An 18,107-nucleotide genomic window follows, 5' to 3' on the forward strand; every position below is an offset into this window, starting at 1 on the left:
TTTTTTGGGGGGCCCACTCCCCCCCTTTGTGTGGTGGGGGGGGGGGGGGCCCCCCCCCCCCCCCCCGTGACCGGTCCCGCCACCACCGAGGAGGCGCCTTCATGATCTCGCCCCCCACGCGGGCGGCAGGGGCGTGTCACCGCACTCCGCAAGGTGCCGCCCGTCACGGGCGCGCAGGACGGCCCCGCCCCGGCACGCAGGCCTGAACCGGCCACCCGTCACACCACGAGGACTAAAAGGAGGATGCGCTCTCCCTCGGCAGAAAACCGAGGCGCCCGCGCAGGAAAAACAGATGGCCCGACGGACGACCACACCCCCGACCGACGGTGACTTCGAGGAGCGGATCGTCGACATCGACGTCTCCGCCGAGATGCGCACCAGCTTCCTTGAGTACGCCTACTCGGTCATCTACCAGCGTGCGCTGCCGGACGCCAGGGACGGCCTCAAGCCGGTCCAGCGCCGCATCCTCTACTCCATGAGCGAGATGGGCCTGCGCCCTGACCGAGGGCACGTGAAGTCGTCGCGGGTCGTCGGTGACGTGATGGGCAAGCTGCATCCACACGGCGACAGCGCCATCTACGACGCGCTGGTCCGCATGGCGCAGCCGTTCTCGATGCGGTTGCCCCTGGTCGACGGGCACGGCAACTTCGGCTCCCCCGACGACCTGCCCGCCGCGATGCGTTACACCGAGGCGAGACTGGCCGCCGCGGCCATGTCGATGGTGCAGTCGATCGACGAGGACACCGTCGACTTCAAGCCCAACTACGACGGGCAGGAGACCGAGCCGACGGTCATGCCCTCGGCGTTCCCGAACCTGCTGGTCAACGGCGCCACCGGCATCGCGGTCGGCATGGCGACCAACATGGCGCCGCACAACCTGGTCGAGGTCGTCGCCGCCGCCCGCCACCTGATCAAGAAGCCGGACGCGACGCTCGACGACCTGATGCGTTTCGTCCCCGGCCCCGACCTGCCGACCGGCGGCACGATCATCGGCCTGGACGGCATCCGCGACGCCTACGCCAAGGGCCGCGGCACCTTCAGGATGCGCGCCAAGTGCGCCGTCGAGCAGGTCAGCCCCAGGCGCAAGGGCATCGTCGTCACCGAGCTGCCCTTCAACGTCGGCCCCGAGCGGGTGGTCACCAAGATCAAGGAGCTGGTCACCGCCAAGAAGCTCCAGGGCATCTCCGATCTGAAGGACCTCAGCGACCGGCACAAGGGCCTGCGCCTGGTCATCGAGATCAAGAACGGCTTCATCCCCGAGGCCGTGCTTGAGGAGCTGTACCGGCTGACGCCGATGGAGGAGACCTTCGGCATCAACAACGTGGCGCTGGTCGACGGCGAGCCGCGCACGCTGGGCCTGCGCGAGCTGCTCCAGGTCTACGTCGACCACCGCATCGACGTCACCAGGCGCCGCTCCCTGTACCGCAGGCGCAAGCGGGAGGAGCGCCTGCACCTCGTCGAGGGCCTGATCATCGCCCTGCTCGACATCGACCGGGTCATCCAGGTCATCCGTTCCTCCGACGACTCCGGCCAGGCCCGCCAGCGGCTGATCGAGTCCTTCGCGCTGTCGGAGACCCAGGCCGTCTACATCCTGGACACCCCGCTGCGCCGCCTGACGCGCTTCGACAAGCTGGAGCTCGACCGGGAGAAGGCGACCCTGGAGGCGGAGATCGCCGAGCTGAGCGAGATCCTCGCCTCTGAGACCAAACTCCGCAAGGTCGTCTCCGACGAGTTGGCGCAGGTCGCCAAGACCTTCGGTACGCCGCGCCGTACAGTTCTGCTGGAGTCCTCCGGCGTCGCCAGGAACGTCTCGGTGCCGCTGGAGGTCGCCGACGACCCGTGCCTGGTGCTGTTCTCCTCCACCGGCCTGCTGGCCCGTACGGCCGACGCCTCCCCGCTGCCCGCCGACGGCGAACGCGCGGCGCACGACGTGCTGGTGTCCGTGGTGCGCAGCACGGTCAGGGGCGAGGTCGGCGTGGTCACCAACCAGGGCCGGATGATCCGGATCCAGGTGGTGGACCTGCCGACGCTGCCGCCGACGAACAGCCCGCCGTCGCTGTCCGGCGGCCATCCCGTGTCCGAGTACGTCACCCTTGAGCAGGGTGAGACCGTCGTCGGCATCGGTTCACTCGACCCCGAAGGTCCCGGCCTGGCCCTGGGCACGGCTCAGGGCGTGGTCAAACGGGTCGTTCCCGACTATCCCGCCAACCGTGACGACTTCGAGGTCATCGGGCTGAAGGAGGGCGACACCGTGGTGGGAGCGGCCGAGCTGACCTCGGAGGACCACGACCTGGTCTTCATCACCTCCGACGCCCAGCTGCTGCGCTATCCCGCGACGAGCGTCCGCCCGCAGGGCCGTCCCGCGGGCGGTATGGCGGGCATCCGCCTCGACGGGGACGCCCGGGTGATCTGGTTCGGCGTGGTCGACCCCGCCCGTGAGTCCAGGGTCGTGACGATCGCGGGCTCCTCGACCGCGCTGCCGGGGACCCAGGTCGGTGGCGCGAAGATCTCCGACTACGCCGAGTATCCCCCCAAGGGAAGGGCGACCGGCGGCGTGCGGGCCCAGCGTTTCCTGAAGGGTGAGGACGTCCTGCTGCTCGCCTGGGCGGGCCCCGCCCCCGTGCGCGCCGTCTCGACCGTCGGCAAGCCCGTCCCGCTCCCCGAGGAACTGGGCCGCCGCGACGGATCGGGCCTGCGTCTCACACACACCGTGGCGGCCGTCGGCGGCTCTCTCGGCGCCTCGGACGACCCGTCCGAGGACGAAACCGCCGGGGACTGAGCCCCCGATCCCGGTCCACCGTTCCCGGAGGAGGGCCCCGCGCCCGTCCTCCGGGAACCCTTCCCCGCCCTCACGGCCCGCAGGGCGGGGGTTCTCCCAGAAGATGACCTTTCCCCCCGGTGAACGCCTCTGCGAGCCTGGAGGGCCCGTCAGGGCCGTTCTCACCCCTCGTTTTCCCGGCTCCGCCTGCGCGGGCCGTCACCCGGTGCGGGAGGGCTCTCCCACACAGAGGCAGAACGGATGCCCCACCGGGTCGAGGAAGACACGGAAACTGTCGTCCTCGCTCGGCTGGTGGGCGTGCTTGGTCGCACCCGCCGCGAGCACGGCGGCCTCCCCCTCGTCCATGTCGTCCACGGTGAAGTCGAGGTGGAACTGCTGAGGGATCTCCGCACCGGGCCAGCGGGGCGGCCGGTAGTCCTCCGCGAGCTGGAAGCACAGCCGGCTCCGCCCGTCGGTCAGAACCACCCAGTCGTCCTCGACCGAGGACACCTCCCAGCCCAGGACGGCGCCGTAGAAATCGGCCAGGATCTTCGGGTCCGGACAGTCGAGGACGACCGACCTCATGCGCGCGATTGCCATGATCCCTCTCAGGAGACACCAACGACGAAGTTACGCCAGTGTCCTTCCCCCGGGCTTCGGCGCCACACCGGCACCCGACGGACCACAGCCCGGCCGAAGCCGTACGGCCAGGCCCCCACCCGGTCGTACGGCGAAGCGCGCCCCCGCGCAGACGGAGTCGGCGGACTCCGGACCTCAGACGGACGAGGTGTGCAGGGCGAACCTGACCGCCATCAGCAGCTGCCAGGGCTCGCCCGACTCCCAGGAGCGGATGAGCCGCGCGACCTGCTCGCCGGGCTGAAATTCACCGAAGCCGTGGGGACCGAAACACCCCGCCGCCACGAGCACCTCGACCAGCGGGTCGTCGTCGCCGAGGGACTCTGTGTAGACCGCCGCATCGAGCAGAGCCAGCGCCGAACGCGCGTTACGGCCCTCGTCATGGGTCTCCACCCGGTCCAGCCTCCGCCTGGCCTGCGCACGCAGGTATTCGGCCATCGATGCGATCCTGCTCATGATCCCCCCAAAATCCCGAACTTTGCGTCACGACATCATCACCCATCGTGAGCGGAGATGGCGGAGTCTTCCCTGAGCGAACGAAGAAGACCGCCCCGGAAGGCATCAGGAAAGCCGCATGAGGGATTATCAATCCATAGTTTCCGCCGACCGAAAGGTTTTTGCGTGGGTGCCTTCGACGATCTTCTGGCCGCGAACGAGGAGTTCTCCGCCACGTTCACCGACTCCGAGCTCACCGGTACGGCAGCCCGCGGCCTGGCTGTCGTCACCTGCATGGACTCGCGAATCGACCCGCTCGGGCTGTTCGGCCTGAAAGCCGGAGACGCGAAAATCCTGCGTAACGCGGGCGCCCGGGTGACCGACGACGTGCTGCGAACGCTGGTGCTCGCGGTCTACCTGCTGGGCGTCAACCGGGTCCTCGTCATGCCGCACACCGACTGCGGCATGTCGAAGGCCACCGACGACGACGTGCACAAGCTCGCCGCGCAGCACGGCGTCGACACCCGCAGTCTGGAGTTCCACACCGTGCCCGACCAGAGCGCCGCTCTGCGGCACGACCTGACGCGTATCAGGACCAGCCCGTTCCTCCCCGAGGGACTGGCCATCGGTGGCGCCGTCTACGACGTGCACACCGGGAAGATCATGCCTGTCGAGGTGTGAGAAGAGGGCCGGCTCCGTCCGGAGCCGGCCCTCTCTCATCTCGGACGCCCATGCGTCCCGTGCGTCCCAGGCGCCTCAGGCGTCGATGTGGTCGCGGTCGACCTCGGCCGCGCTGCCCACGATGAACTCTCTGCGCGGGGCCACGTCGCTGCCCATCAGGAGGTCGAAGATGCGCTCGGCCTCCTGGACGTCCTCGATCCTGACCCTGCGCAACGTCCTGCGGCGGGGCTCCATGGTGGTCTCGGCCAGCTGGTCGGCGTCCATCTCACCCAGACCCTTGTAACGCTGGACCGGGTCCTTCCAGCGCTTGCCCCGGCGCTCCAGGTCACGCAGGACCCGGTGCAGTTCGGCGTCGGAGTAACAGTAGACGTACTTGTCCTGGCCGCGTCCCGGGTTCGTGACCTCGATGCGGTGCAGCGGCGGAACCGCGGCGAAGACCCGGCCCGCCTCGACCATCGGCCTCATGTAGCGGTGGAAGAGGGTCAGCAGCAGGCATCGGATGTGCGCGCCGTCGACGTCGGCGTCGGCCATCAGGATGATCTTGCCGTAGCGGGCCGCCTCGATGTCGAACGAGCGCCCCGACCCCGCGCCGACGACCTGGATGATCGCGGCGCACTCGGCGTTCTTGAGCATGTCGGCGACGGACGCCTTCTGCACGTTGAGGATCTTGCCGCGGATCGGCAGCAGCGCCTGGAACTCCGAGTCGCGGGCCGCGCGGGCGGTGCCGAGCGCCGAGTCACCCTCGACGATGAACAGCTCGCTGCGGTCGACGTCGTCGCTGCGGCAGTCGACCAGTTTGGCCGGGAGCGCGGAGTTCTCCAGGGCGGTCTTGCGCCGCTGGTTGTCACGGTGCTCACGGGCGGCGATCCTGGCCTTGGCCGCCGCGGCGATCTTCTCCAGTACCGCGCGCAGCTGCTGCTTGGCGCCGCGGGGCGGATTGGTGAAGATCTCCCTGAGGTCCCGGGAGACGACGTGGGCGACGATCCTGGAGGCGGCCGAGGTGCCGAGGACCTCCTTGGTCTGTCCCTCGAACTGGGGCTCGGGAACGCGCACCGTGACGACCCCGGTGAGGCCTTCGAGGATGTCCTCCCTGGTGACCGGGGCATCGCCGTTCTTCAGCAGCCGGGTCTCACGGAGCAACTCGTTCAGCGTGCGGACCAGCGCCCGCTCCAGGCCGGTGACGTGGGTGCCGCCCTTGGGGGTGGCGATCACGTTGACGAAGGACCTGACGGTGCTGTCATAGCCCTTGCCCCAGCGCAGCGCGACGTCCACGGTGAGCTCACGCTGCACCTGGGTCGGCGTCATGTGCCCGAGCTCGTCCAGGACGGGCACGGTCTCGTGGAAGTGACCGGAGCCCTGCAGGCGCAGCACCTCGCACACGGCCTCGTCGCGGGCGAGGAACTCGGTGAACTCCGAGATGCCGCCGTCGAAGCAGAACTCCTCCTCGGCGGACTCCTCGCCGCGGCTGTCGCGCACGGCCAGGGTCAGGCCGGGGACCAGGAAGGCCGTCTGACGCAGCCGGACGTGGATCTCGTCGAGGGAGACCTCCGCCTCGGGCAGGAAGATCTGGTGGTCGACCCAGAAGCGGACGCGGGTGCCGGTGACCTTGCGCGGGAGCGGGCCGCCGTCGCGCAGGCCGGACTTCTTCTTGAACCTGCCGCCGGGCCCGTCGCCGTCGAAGACGCCCGGGACTCCCCTGCGGAAGCTGATCTCGTGGACCCGGCCGTCACGGTCGACCGCGACGTCGAGGCGGGAGGACAGCGCGTTGACCACAGAGGCACCGACGCCGTGCAGGCCGCCGGAGGCACCGTAGGAGCCGCCGCCGAACTTCCCTCCGGCGTGCAGCTTGGTGTAGACCAGCTCGACTCCGGCCAGACCGCTCTTGGGCTCGATGTCCACCGGAATGCCGCGGCCGTTGTCACGCACCTCGATCGAGCCGTCGGCGTGCAGCTCGACCTCGATGCGGGTGCAGTATCCGGCCAGGGCCTCGTCGACCCCGTTGTCCACGATCTCCCAGAGGCAGTGCATGAGACCACGGCTGTCGGTCGACCCGATGTACATGCCCGGGCGTTTGCGGACGGCTTCAAGACCTTCAAGCACCGACAGATGGCGCGCCGTATAGCCCTTCTCCGCGCTAACTGCGGTCACACCCACTCCCACTCTGCTCGAACACGTGTGCGCAGCTTACCGTTCTTCCCGCCGCGGCGGGTACAAGCTTCTCACGCGAGCACCATGGCGTTACACCGAGTGAAAAGTCCGTTACCTTCCGGCGCTTTCCGCTCTCGGCGTAGCCGGGGGCCGGTTGGGAAGCCTCGCATCCGGTTAGATGTTGTCTCAAGTGACTGACGCCAGATCCTCCACACAAGGGGATGACCTGAAAGGCGATACGTGACTGGAACACTCGCCCCCACCAAGCAGCTGACGGCCACGGACCGCTGTGACCGGTGCGGCGCCCAGGCTTACATCCGCGCGACCCTGCCCGCAGGTGGGGAGCTGCTGTTCTGCGCCCACCACGGGCGGCAGCACGTAGCCGTGCTCAGAGACAAGGGCGCCGACATCCAGGACGAGTCGGCACGCCTCAGCGACACCCCCTCGACCGCCGGCAACGACGAACGATAGAGACCGGCAGGCCCGGTGGCGACACCGGACCGACGCCGCGGGTGCGGCCGTTCCCGTGAACGACCCGTCCCGCGGCCCGGCTTGACCCATCTCAGATATCTCTGCCGTGTGCTCCGCTCCAGCGTCATCGGAGCGGAGCACACGGTCTTTCTCCACCGGTTCTCCAGCGAAGGCATCGGGCCTCGCCGGTGTGCCCCGCCGCGTTACGCTCGGCGACTGTGTTGATTCTGCTGCCGCCATCCGAGGGAAAGGCCGCGCTGGGCGACGGCCCCGCCCTCGATCTGTCCCTGCTGAGCTTTCCTTCCCTGACGGCCTCCAGGCGGAAGGTCCTGGGCACGCTCGTCACCCTGTCCGGAAAACGCCAGGCGCAGGACGTGCTCGGCCTGTCCCCGGGGCAGGTGGGTGAACTCGACAAGAACCGGCAGCTGAGGACCGCCGCCACACTGACGGCGGCGGAACTGTACACCGGCGTGCTCTACGACAATCTCGGCCTGGCCTCACTGTCTCCAGGCGCCGCCGAACGGGCCGCCGGAAGCGTGCTGATCTTCTCCGGCCTGTGGGGCCTGCTGCGGATCACCGACCGGGTGCCGCCCTACCGCCTGTCGATGAGCGTACGGCTACCGCCGCTCGGCGCCCTCGGACCCTACTGGCGCAAGACGATCACCCCGGTCCTCGACGCCGAACCCGGCCTGGTCGTCGACCTGCGTTCCAGCACCTACGCGGCGGCCTGGCAGCCGGGGCAACGGGCGGTCGGAGTGCGGGTCCTCAAGGACGGCAAGGTCGTCAGCCACATGGCCAAGGCGACCCGGGGCGTGATAGCCCGGGCGCTCCTGGAGAGTGGCGTCGATCCGCAGACACCGCAGGAACTGGCCAAGGTCCTGGACGAACTCGGCCACACCGTGACGCTCGGCCCCGTCCCGGGCGGCAGGAAGCCCTGGGCCCTCGACGTCACCACCTGACCTCGCGAGCCCGGGTACGGAAAAGGCCGCGCCATGCGGCGCGGCCTCTCACCGTGAGCGATCAGTCCAGGTAGTCGCGCAGGACCTGGGACCTGGACGGGTGACGCAGCTTGGACATGGTCTTGGACTCGATCTGGCGGATACGCTCCCGGGTGACCCCGTAGACCTTGCCGATCTCGTCCAGCGTCTTCGGCTGGCCGTCGGTCAGCCCGAACCGCATCGAGACCACGCCCGCCTCGCGTTCGGACAGCGTGTCCAGCACGGAGTGGAGCTGCTCCTGCAGAAGGGTGAAGCTGACGGCGTCCGCCGGAACGATGGCCTCGGAGTCCTCGATGAGGTCACCGAACTCGCTGTCGCCCTCCTCACCCAGCGGGGTGTGCAGGGAGATCGGCTCGCGGCCGTACTTCTGGACCTCGACGACCTTCTCCGGGGTCATGTCCAGCTCGCGGGCCAGCTCCTCGGGAGTGGGCTCGCGCCCCAGGTCCTGCAGCATCTGCCGCTGCACCCGGGCCAGCTTGTTGATCACCTCGACCATGTGGACCGGGATGCGGATCGTCCGCGCCTGGTCGGCCATCGCCCGGGTGATCGCCTGCCGAATCCACCACGTGGCGTAGGTGGAGAACTTGTAACCCTTGGTGTAGTCGAACTTCTCCACCGCGCGGATCAGGCCCAGGTTGCCCTCCTGAATCAGGTCCAGGAAGAGCATGCCCCGGCCGGTGTAGCGCTTGGCCAGCGAGACCACCAGACGCAGGTTGGCCTCAAGCAGGTGGTTCTTGGCGCGGCGGCCGTCTTCGGCGATCCACTCCAGCTCGGCGCGTACGTCGACCGGCAACCGGTCACCGTCGGTGCCGAGCTGCTCCTCGGCGAACAGGCCGGCCTCGATGCGCTTGGCCAGCTCGACCTCCTGCTCGGCGTTGAGCAGGGGAACCTTGCCGATCTGCTTGAGGTAGTCCTTGACCGGGTCGGCGGTGGCGCCCGCCGCCGCGACCTGCGGCACGGGGGCGTCATCGTCGTCGTCGGACAGGATGAGGACCTCGTCCTCGTTCTGCCTGACGGCCTCGACCTTGGGCTCCTCCTCCGTCTCGGCCTCGGTTTCGGCCTCGGCTTCGATCTCCACGTCGACCTCGACCTCGACATCGAGGTCGAAGTCCTCGATCTCGACGTCCTCAAGGTCGATGACCTCGTCGTCGTCACCGGAGACCTGCTTGGGCTTCGGCTCGGCCTTGGGCGCGGGGGCGGCCGCCTCGGGGGCGGGCTTCCTCGGCGGGGCGGGAACCGGCTTCTTCGCCGACGGCGCGATCTTCCTGGCCGGGGGCGCGGGCTTCTTTGCCGCCGGAGCGGGCTCGGAGCCGCTGACGACCGCCGTGACGGTCTCGGGCTGCTCCTTGGCCGCCGCGGCGGTCTTCGTCTTCTTGACCGGGGCGGGAGCGGCGGGGGTACGACGCTTGGTCGAAGTCCGGGACTTCTTGGGAGCCGCGGAGTCCTCAGCAGTCAGCCGTACGGTGATGCCCTCTTTGCTGAGGCTGCGCAGAATCCCTGCGACCTGCGCCATCGGAATGTCCGCTTCCTCGACGGCCTTGCGGACATCCTCGGACTCGAGGAACCCCTGCGAGCGCCCCCGCTCCATCAGCTGCTGAATGACGGGCTCGTTCAGCTCGGATGGCTTCGAGCGAGTCGAACTTGCAGGCGACACGAACACCTCTCGAAGGAAAGCGTGACGAGAATGGACCAAGGTGCCCACTAGGGGCGGAACCTCTAGTTGTTGATGAACGAGGCCGCGCGAACCGCGACGCACCTGTCCAGCATTGTGACACGACACCGTGATCCATACGGCCGCCTCCTGGCGGTTGCCCTCCACCCTAGGCCGACCAAGAGAGTAGTGCGTACGGAAGCGAGGCACCGATACCCGAAAGCAACCGTTATGACTGTTTCATTCAGTCACTCTTCGTGGCCAGGGGGACATGAATCGCGAGCACCGTGACGTCATCATCCTGTTCATACCCAGACAGCATCCGGTCAACAAGGAAATCAAGCAACATATGCGGACTTCCAACAACTTCCGGCGGCGCTTCGGTCACAACAGAGCAAAGATCGGCGAGCCCGGCGTCCAGACCTCGCTTACGATTCTCCACGAGACCGTCTGAATACAGGACCGCGGTGTGTCCCGGCGGCACGCAGAACCGGAACTGCCTACGGCTCGTCGGCCAGCCGAGAGGCGTTCCCGGCTCGCCCTCACACAGCAGGGGCACGCCCTGCGGGGAGACCAGCAGGGGCGGTGGATGCCCCGCCAGGGCCAGAGTGCCCTCACCGGTCCCGGGTTCCACGACCATGTAGGCCAGGGTGGTGACCTGCTCTTCCTCCTCGGTCGCCTCGAAGACCCTGTCCAGACCCGTGAGAACCGCCGCGGGCGGTGGGTTGGTCAGCGCCAGCGCCCGCATGGCGTTGCGGATGCGGCCCATGCCCGCGGCCGCCTTGACGCCCTTGCCCATGACGTCGCCGACCACCGCGGCGACCCTGCCGTCCTGTAGGACGAACGCGTCGTACCAGTCGCCGCCGACCTGCACGTGACGGCTTCCCGAGCGGAAGCGCTGGGCCAGCACCAGGCCCCGGACCACCGGCAGGCGGTCGGGCAGCAGGCTGCGCTGCAGCGTCTCGGCGGTACGGTGCTCACGCTCGAAGAGCGTCGCCCGCTCGACGGCCAGGGCACACTGCCCCGCGAGCGCCTCAAGGAAGACCCCGTCCTCCTGGGATATCTTCTGAGGCCTGGTGAACGAGAAACGCAGCGCGCCGAGGGCACGCCCCGCGGCCAGCAGCGGCAGGCCGACCCAGGCCCGCTCGTCACTGTGGGCCAGGAAGTCGCCGATGGCCTCCTCGTCGGCCCCGGCGTCGACGAGTTGGGCGCGCAGGCTCTCGGGCGACTCGGCGAAGACCGGGCGACGGCTGTTGACCGCCATGGTCATCACGCTGGAGTGCGCCAGCGGGATCTCCTCGCCCGGCGCGCCGGGGATGTCGGGGATGCCGCCGTTGTTGACCAGCTTCAGCGCGGCCCGCTCGACGTCGAGCAGCGCCACGGCCGAGCGATCGGCCGCCAGCGCCGTACGGCCCACGTCGATGATGACCTGGACGACCTGCTCGACGGTCAGCGCCTCGGCGAGTATGGCCGTGGCGCCCTGCAGCCTGGCCGTACGCAGCGCGGCGGCGCCGAGCTGGTCGGTGAGCCTGCCGCGCATCTCCTCGGCCTCGCGCTGCGGAGTGACGTCGGTGTTCGCGCCGACCCACTCGACCACCCGTCCGTGCCGGATGATCGGGACGGCGCGCACCTCGAAGTGACGGTAGCCGCTGGCCCTGGTGCGGGCCCGGTAGCTCCACTCGAACATGGTCCGGCCGCGGAGGGCCTCGTGCCACGCCTCCTCGGTGTACTGGCGGTCGTCGGGGTGGACGGCGTCGAGCCAGCCGTGGGCGAGGTACTCCTCAAGCCCCTGACCGGTGATGGCCCGCCACTGCGGGGCGTCCTCAAGCACGACCCCCGTCGGGGCGGTGATCCACACGAGCTGGGACTGCGCCTCGACGAGCGAGCGGTAGCGCTCCTCGCTGCGCCGCAGGTCCTCCTCGACCTGACGGCTCTCGGTGATGTTCACCCCGACCAGGCAGACCGCCCTGAGCGTCCCCTCGTCGTCATGGACGGGCGAGAACGTCAGAGACCAGTGGTGGGTCTCCCCGTCCGCCGTCCTGACCCGGATGCGCTGGTCCCCCTCGACCTCCGCGCCCTCCGCGATGGCCCGGACCGACCCCTCGATCAACGCGGTCAGGTCGGCGGAGAGCATCTCGCCGGGCGTCCGGCCGACCAGGCGCTCGGCGGGCAGGCCGACCACATCGGCGAAGACCTCGTCGACCCGGTGGAAACGCCCCTCGGGGTCAAAGAACGCGAAGGCGAACGGCGACTGCGACAGCAGGCCCTGCAGCAGGCCGGAGTCCGAGATGTCCACACCCGACTTCCGGGGACGGGGCACGGAGGTTTCGGCGCTCATGGTCGGCACCTCCGTCGCGTGCCAGGGTCTCCCACGAGGCACATCTCCAAACTTGCGAATTGGCGTAGCGCAGCTCCGGGGGACCGGATCCTGCAGTACATCATCGGCGATGGGCGGGGGCGGACGGAAGCCCCGCCCATGATGCGGTCGGCGCGTCCGGTGGGCCCTGCCCATGGACGGCCACGGACGAGACGGCTCGGGAGCGTTCCGCGCGCGGCGCGGTCACCCGCTCCGAAGGGCCGGCGTCGGCCGGGGCCCGATGTCGCTCCCACCGCCCTCCCGAAACACCGGGGCGGTCGCCTCCGGCGCGTTCAAACGTTTGCGGCCAGGACCCTAGCAGGATCAAGCCGGACCGTCCCGACAACTGCCCACCTCGTCTCCGCGAGCGTCCCAGGGAAGATCAGGCTACTGACTCATTCCCGATTTGGCTCCCCCTTCGGGGACAGTGGTTTACTCCCCAGTCGACAAATCCAGTCAAGACACGCCTCACCTCGCACCTCTTCCTCGCAAACATCGGCCAACACGGTCTCAGGAGGGTTGACACCCAGGCGATACGTTGTGGAATGGGAACGCACGTCCCCGTCGTCCACCTGGGGATCACCTTCCGGAGAAGCCGGAGGAAGGCGACGCCATGCCCGCTCTCGCCACAGGCCTTGACGGCCCGCGCGCGTCCCGCGACCGGGTGAGCGCGGGTCTCGCCGCCGAGTTCCCCACCGTCCCGCCGGGCACCGTGGACCGCCGCGTGGCCGACGCCCGAGCCCGCGCCGAGCACCTCGGCATCGAGGCCACACCCGAGGTGGTCGAACGCGTCGCCCGCGAGCATCTGCTCGCCCTCGTCAACTCAGCGCCGCCACCGCGGAGTCCCCGGTAACATCGGGATCATCGGGCCGTCTTCCACGCGCCGTTCGGCCCGGGGACGCGAGAAGGTTGGGACGTGAGCGAGCAGGGCGAGCGAGCCGGTCGGCACTGCACCGGTCCCATGCCGCCGACGGAGGGGGCGGCTTGAACCGGCGGCACCGGCGGCACCCGAGAGAGAACCAGTCCCCGGACGAGGTGTTCGCCGAGATGCTGCTCGCCTCCAGGGAGCTGCTGGCGGTGCGCAGTCCGCTGGACGCCGAGCTCATGGTCTCCGACATGGTCGGGGCCTGGTGGGGGCGTCGCCTGCGGGGCGGGGACGCCGAGCAGGTCCTCGGCGAAGGGCTGGTCGACTACGCCGCCAAGGCGGGCTCCCCCGCCGCGCTGACCCTGCTGATCGCTCTGGCCTACCTCGGCACCGCCCGTCAGGCCGCGAAGGCGGAGGGCGCCGCCCTGGCGCTCATCGAACGCGGCGTGGCCAAACCACGCTGGGCCGAGCGTCTCGGCGTCGTCAAACCGACCGGCTGCTACGTCTCCCGCGACGCCTACGGCGACCAGGACACGGTGGTGTGCACCTTCGGCTACCGGGGCGCGGACAACGACGAGGACCGCCACGCGCTGGTCATGGTCGTCGACTACAACATGCGGGGCATCGCCCGCGACGCCTGGGTCTCCTCCCACGTGGACAAACTGCTCGACCAGGCCAGGACCGAGGCCGGGGCCAACCCCATGCTGAGGTTCGAGGAGATCGAGCCGCAGCAGGCCAGGGCGCTGCTCGAATCGGCCATGAAGGCCACCGCCGAGTACGGCGACCGCAGGGCGAACCTCCCGGTCAGCGACAGCTACAGCGCCTACCACGCCTTCGCCCGCGCCCGGATCAAGGCGCTGCCGCCGGGCCGTAAGCGGCCCGCCCCGCTGCACAGCGAGGCCCCCTACAGCCGCGACCGCAGGGCGATGCTGGCGGCGGAGTTCCTCTCCTCCGACGCCGCCGAGCACCTTTCCGACCCGTCGGCGGCCTCGCGATGCGCCGACCACATCATCGACTACGGCTGTGACCAGGACTTCGGCAGGCCGCTGCGGGTCAGTCCCACCAAGTGCCAGACGTTCCTGCTCGACTGGCTGCCGCGCAAGGTCCTGCTCACCCCGGCCGAGCAGGAGGCCGTGCCGTACGTGCTGGGGGCGTGGGCTCGGTTCGCGGCGCGGCGCAGCGGGCTGGCCGACCGGGGGCTGCGCGCCACGCTCGACGGCATCTGGGAGGCCACGGCCAGGTTCGCCGAGGCCTACCGTGACCCGACCACCTTCGGGCTCGACCGCGACCTGCTCGAACGGCTGCTGCCCGACGGCGACCTGTCCGCGCTGGCCCGCAGGGTCTTCGCCTTCCCGTTCCTGCAGGGCACGCACGGTGAGATCAAGCTCGACCTGCTCAACCCCTCCGACGAGGCGGACCGCAGGATCCTGCTGGGCATCGACCACGCGGGCGAACTCGACCGGCCCGACTACGACGAACACCTGGCCTGGCACGAGGAGATCGCAGGCAGGCTCTGGGAGGGCGATCCCCCGCAGCTGTGGGAGGCCGCCCAGCGGCTGCTCGACCTGGGTCACGACCGGCACGACGTGCTGCACGTGCTGATCGAGATCGCCGAGCGGATCGGCGACGACCCGGAGGAACTCTCCATCGCCCTCGACGACATCGCTGACATTCCCGACGAGCCTCCGGTGTAGGTGAGCCATGGTGATCGACCTCAACGCCGACCTCGGAGAGGGTTTCGGTGTCTGGCGGCTCGGTGACGACACGGCCCTGCTCGACGTGGTGACCAGCGCGAACATCGCCTGCGGGTTCCACGCGGGCGACCCGCTGACCATCCGCCGCACCTGTGCCGCCGCGGTGGACCGGGGGGTGCTCATCGGCGCCCAGGTCTCCTACCGTGACCTGGCCGGGTTCGGGCGCCGCGAGATGGACGTGGATCCCGAGGAGCTGTGCGCCGAGGTGCTCTACCAGCTTTCCGCGGTCGACGGCATCGCCAGGGCCATGGGCGGGCGGGTCTCCTACGTCAAGCCGCACGGCGCGCTCTACAACCGGATCTGCCGTGACCGCGAGCAGGCGGAGGCCGTCGTCGCGGCCGTCGCCGACCATGACGAACGGCTGCCCCTGCTCAGCCTGCCCGGTTCCGTGGTCCACGAGATCGCCGCCCGGGAGGGGGTGGTCACGGTCACCGAGGCCTTCGCCGACCGCGCCTACACCCCTGAGGGAACCCTGGTTTCCCGGCGTGCCCCCGGCGCGGTGCTGAACGATCCCGGCGAGGTCGCGGCCAGGGCCGTGCGGATGGCCACCAGGGGGACGGTCACCGCCGTCGACGGTTCGGAGGTCGCGGTCGGCGCCAGGTCGATCTGCGTGCACGGCGACACCCCCGGCGCGGTGGCGCTGGCACGGGCCGTACGTGACGCCCTGGCCGCGGCGGGGGTCACCCTGCGGGCGTTCGGGTGAGCGGGCGGCCCGGGGTGATCCGCAGGGCCGGAGAGCACGCGCTGCTGGTCGAGACCGGGTCGCTTGAGGCCTCACACCGCCTCGACGCCCTGCTGCGGGCCCGGCGCCTGCCCGGCGTCGCCGAGATCGTTCCCGGCCCGGAGACCGTCCTGGTGAGCGCGCCCGGCGCCGATCCGTCCCGGCTGCTGCCCGAGCTGTCCCGCCTGCTCGGTACGGCCTCCGCCGGGCAGGCCGACAGGGACCTCCCGGACGCGCGCGCCGTGACGGTCCCCGTGATCTACGACGGGGCCGATCTGGAGGAGGTCGCCGCCCTGGCCGGGCTCTCCCCCGCCGAGGTCGTCGAACGGCACACCGGGCGGGAGCTCGTCGTCGGCTGGCTGGGGTTCGCCCCCGGGTTCGCCTACCTCACCGGGCTCGACCCCGTGTTGCACGTGCCCAGGCTCACCACACCGCGGACCTCGGTGCCCGCCGGGTCCGTCGCGGTGGCGGGGCCGTACTCGGCGGTCTATCCCTCGGCCTCTCCGGGCGGCTGGCGGCTGCTCGGCCGTTCCGCCGTGGTGGTGTGGGACGTGAACGCCGACCCGCCCGCCCTGCTCACGCCGGGGACCCGGGTCAGGTTCGAGGCCGTCACCGCGTCATGATCGAGGTCATCGCGGCGGGGCCGTACGCCACCGTGCAGGATCTCGGCCGTCCGGGCCACGCTCATCTCGGTGTGCCGTGCTCAGGGGCGGCGGACGCGCCGAGCCTGCGTCTGGCCAACCGTCTGGTGGGCAATCCGGAGGGAGCGGCCGGGATCGAGCTGACCTTCGGCGGCGCCCGGCTCCGCTTCACCGCCGGGGCGTGGGTCTCGGTCGCCGGGGCCGACTGCCCGCTGGAGGTCGTCGTGGACGGCACGACGGTCAGGCCGGCGATGCTGGCGCCGTTCTGGGTTCCGCCGCTCGGTGAGCTGCGGGTGGCGTTTCCCCGGGCCGGGCTGCGGACCTACGTCGCGGTCCGGGGCGGGCTCGACACGCCCATGGTGCTGGGCAGCCGCTCGACGGACTCCCTGTCCGGTCTCGGCCCCGCCCCGCTCGGCGTCGGCGACAGGCTGCCGGTCGGGCCGGCCGGGCACCTGCCCGCCCTCACCGTGGACGCCGCACCTCCCGTCTCGTCCTCCGCCGCGTCCCGGGAGGTCCTGCGGGTCGTCGCCGGGCCCAGGGACGACTGGTTCGCCCCCGGCGCCCTGCGGGCGCTGTGCGCGCAGCCGTACGTGGTGAGCCAGGACAGCAACCGGGTCGGCGTACGGCTGGGCGGCGGCGCACCGCTGCCGCGGGCCCGCCCCGGGGAGCTGCCCAGTGAAGGGGTGGTCACCGGGGCCGTCCAGGTGCCGCCGGACGGCCTGCCGATCGTCTTCCTGGCCGACCACCCCCCGACCGGGGGGTATCCGGTGATCGCCGTGCTCACCTCGGCCTGTCTGCCCGTCGCGGCCCAGCTCCGCCCCGGAGACCGGGTGCGCTTCCTCCTGGAGCGCCTGCCTCCCCTGTGAGGAGTCATCTCAGCAGGGCGGCGACCCGCTCTATCTCCTGGGCCAGGGCGGCGGCGGGGGCCTCCTCGAACAGGTCGAGATCGATGACGCCGTCCTTGGCCTGCCAGACCCCGGTGACCCTGCCCTGGTGAACCACAACCGGGGAGATCCACCCGGCGGCCCGGCTGACCTTGGCCTTCGCCTCCGCCGGCAGAAGGGGTTCGAGATCGCGGGGAGCACCGAGGATGTACTGGTCGAAGCCCGGCAGCAGGTGGACGCCGGTCGCAGGCGCGGTCGCCATCAGGTCGTCGAGGTGCTCGGCGAGCACGACCATGGGGCGGCCGTCCACCTCGATCTCCGCCAGCTCCGGCGCGAGATCGCGGAACCAGCCCCGCAGCACGGTCTTCGGGGCGACGCCCCGGTAGAGCCAGACGTTGAAGGTTTCCGGGGTTCCCGGGCCGTGGGCGCCGAGGAAGGACCTGACCAGGCGGACGCCGCCCTCGTCGCGGGAGAGCGGCGCCGAAGGCCCGCCGGGCACCCAGTCGCGGGGGCTGACGAAGGTCACGCGGCCCTCGCGCGGCGGACCGTAGCACAGCTCGCCGAGGAAGCTCAGCGGTTTGAGCAGCGCCCCCCAGCCCGAGGTGAGGGCCTGTCTCAGGTGGGCGTCGCCGGTGACCTCGATGACGGCCTCGACCAGCTCGTCGCGGGTCAGCACATGTCCTTCGAGCGCCTTGGGGACCGCCTCCAGGATGGCCGTGACCTCATCGGCGGTGACCCCGTGACCGCGCTGCCACGACGCCTTCTCCCAGTTGCGGAAGGAGCCGAGGACCGCGGTGTAGGCGGGCAGTTCGTCGGAGGGGACCAGGTGCAGGGTGCCGCGCGCCGTCCAGGTCTTGACCAGCGTGCGGTCCAGCCACAGGGCCTCGCCGACCTCACCGGGACGCGGGTCCGCGCGCCGTACGGCGACGGCGAGCTCGGCGGAGGAGGCCACCTGGGCCTGCACCCCCGCCAGGCGGCGGACGACGGACACCGCGTCCGGCCCCGAGGCCGGGTCGACGAACTGCCGTCTCAGCCGCCATGCGAGCACCTGGGGCCAGGTCGTGGAGAGAACCATGGAAAGACTTCTATCGTCTCCCCCCGACAGAAT

At 70.4% G+C, this 18,107-nt stretch carries 15 protein-coding genes; 9 read left to right on the forward strand and 6 right to left on the reverse strand.

Annotated features, from left to right (window positions below; all coding sequences use genetic code 11):
* Positions 1 to 292: 292 nt before the first annotated feature.
* Positions 293 to 2,779 carry a DNA gyrase/topoisomerase IV subunit A gene (locus tag ABT340_RS38535; protein ID WP_352015873.1) on the forward strand — a complete coding sequence of 829 codons (2,487 nt, stop codon included), beginning with the start codon at positions 293 to 295 and terminating at the stop codon, positions 2,777 to 2,779.
* Positions 2,780 to 2,977: 198 nt separating this feature from the next.
* Here ABT340_RS38535 and ABT340_RS38540 read toward each other — a convergent pair whose 3' ends face one another.
* The gene (locus ABT340_RS38540; RefSeq protein WP_352015874.1) at positions 2,978 to 3,358 is read right to left on the reverse strand and encodes a VOC family protein; all 381 of its coding nucleotides are present in this window, start codon (positions 3,356 to 3,358) and stop codon (positions 2,978 to 2,980) included.
* 174 nt (positions 3,359 to 3,532) lie between these two features.
* A complete protein-coding gene (locus ABT340_RS38545; RefSeq protein ID WP_352015875.1) occupies positions 3,533 to 3,850 on the reverse strand; it encodes a hypothetical protein in 318 nt (105 codons plus the stop codon).
* 165 nt (positions 3,851 to 4,015) lie between these two features.
* Here ABT340_RS38545 and ABT340_RS38550 point away from each other — a divergent pair, with 165 nt between their 5' ends.
* Positions 4,016 to 4,510: a beta-class carbonic anhydrase gene (locus tag ABT340_RS38550; RefSeq protein ID WP_352015876.1), complete on the forward strand. Its 495-nt coding sequence runs from the start codon at positions 4,016 to 4,018 to the stop codon at positions 4,508 to 4,510.
* A gap of 75 nt (positions 4,511 to 4,585) precedes the next feature.
* On the opposite strand, the gene ABT340_RS38555 is transcribed toward ABT340_RS38550, so the two are convergent.
* On the reverse strand, positions 4,586 to 6,658 hold the full coding sequence (locus ABT340_RS38555; RefSeq protein WP_352015877.1) for a DNA gyrase/topoisomerase IV subunit B: 2,073 nt from the start codon (positions 6,656 to 6,658) through the stop codon (positions 4,586 to 4,588).
* A gap of 240 nt (positions 6,659 to 6,898) precedes the next feature.
* Between ABT340_RS38555 and ABT340_RS38560 the strand changes: the two genes are divergently transcribed.
* On the forward strand, positions 6,899 to 7,129 hold the full coding sequence (locus ABT340_RS38560; protein ID WP_352015878.1) for a DUF7455 domain-containing protein: 231 nt from the start codon (positions 6,899 to 6,901) through the stop codon (positions 7,127 to 7,129).
* A gap of 218 nt (positions 7,130 to 7,347) precedes the next feature.
* On the forward strand, positions 7,348 to 8,088 hold the full coding sequence (locus ABT340_RS38565; protein WP_352015879.1) for a YaaA family protein: 741 nt from the start codon (positions 7,348 to 7,350) through the stop codon (positions 8,086 to 8,088).
* 61 nt (positions 8,089 to 8,149) lie between these two features.
* Here the strand turns inward: ABT340_RS38565 and ABT340_RS38570 are convergent, their stop codons facing one another.
* Positions 8,150 to 9,781, reverse strand: a complete 1,632-nt coding sequence (locus tag ABT340_RS38570; RefSeq protein ID WP_352015880.1) for an RNA polymerase sigma factor — start codon at positions 9,779 to 9,781, stop codon at positions 8,150 to 8,152.
* A gap of 241 nt (positions 9,782 to 10,022) precedes the next feature.
* On the reverse strand, positions 10,023 to 12,116 hold the full coding sequence (locus ABT340_RS38575) for a SpoIIE family protein phosphatase (protein WP_352015881.1): 2,094 nt from the start codon (positions 12,114 to 12,116) through the stop codon (positions 10,023 to 10,025).
* Positions 12,117 to 12,747: 631 nt separating this feature from the next.
* Here ABT340_RS38575 and ABT340_RS38580 point away from each other — a divergent pair.
* From ABT340_RS38580 to ABT340_RS38600, 5 genes are all read left to right on the forward strand, one after another.
* On the forward strand, positions 12,748 to 12,987 hold the full coding sequence (locus ABT340_RS38580; RefSeq protein WP_352015882.1) for a hypothetical protein: 240 nt from the start codon (positions 12,748 to 12,750) through the stop codon (positions 12,985 to 12,987).
* Between the two features lie 194 nt (positions 12,988 to 13,181).
* On the forward strand, positions 13,182 to 14,693 hold the full coding sequence (locus ABT340_RS38585) for a hypothetical protein (protein ID WP_352015940.1): 1,512 nt from the start codon (positions 13,182 to 13,184) through the stop codon (positions 14,691 to 14,693).
* Between the two features lie 7 nt (positions 14,694 to 14,700).
* Positions 14,701 to 15,456, forward strand: coding sequence for a LamB/YcsF family protein (locus ABT340_RS38590; RefSeq protein WP_352015883.1), 756 nt, complete (start codon positions 14,701 to 14,703; stop codon positions 15,454 to 15,456).
* A complete protein-coding gene (locus ABT340_RS38595; RefSeq protein WP_352015884.1) occupies positions 15,453 to 16,097 on the forward strand; it encodes a 5-oxoprolinase subunit B family protein in 645 nt (214 codons plus the stop codon). Before ABT340_RS38590 ends, ABT340_RS38595 begins: the two co-directional genes overlap by 4 nt.
* A complete protein-coding gene (locus tag ABT340_RS38600; protein ID WP_352015885.1) occupies positions 16,094 to 16,981 on the forward strand; it encodes a 5-oxoprolinase subunit C family protein in 888 nt (295 codons plus the stop codon). The genes ABT340_RS38595 and ABT340_RS38600 overlap by 4 nt, the downstream gene beginning before the upstream one ends.
* A gap of 4 nt (positions 16,982 to 16,985) precedes the next feature.
* Here the strand turns inward: ABT340_RS38600 and ABT340_RS38605 are convergent, their stop codons facing one another.
* Positions 16,986 to 18,074 (reverse strand): winged helix DNA-binding domain-containing protein, encoded by a 1,089-nt coding sequence (locus tag ABT340_RS38605; protein ID WP_352015886.1) that lies wholly within the window; start codon positions 18,072 to 18,074, stop codon positions 16,986 to 16,988.
* Positions 18,075 to 18,107 lie beyond the last annotated feature (33 nt).

Origin of the sequence: Streptosporangium sp. NPDC000239 (assembly GCF_040300765.1) — a bacterium.
Lineage (GTDB): Bacteria > Actinomycetota > Actinomycetes > Streptosporangiales > Streptosporangiaceae > Streptosporangium.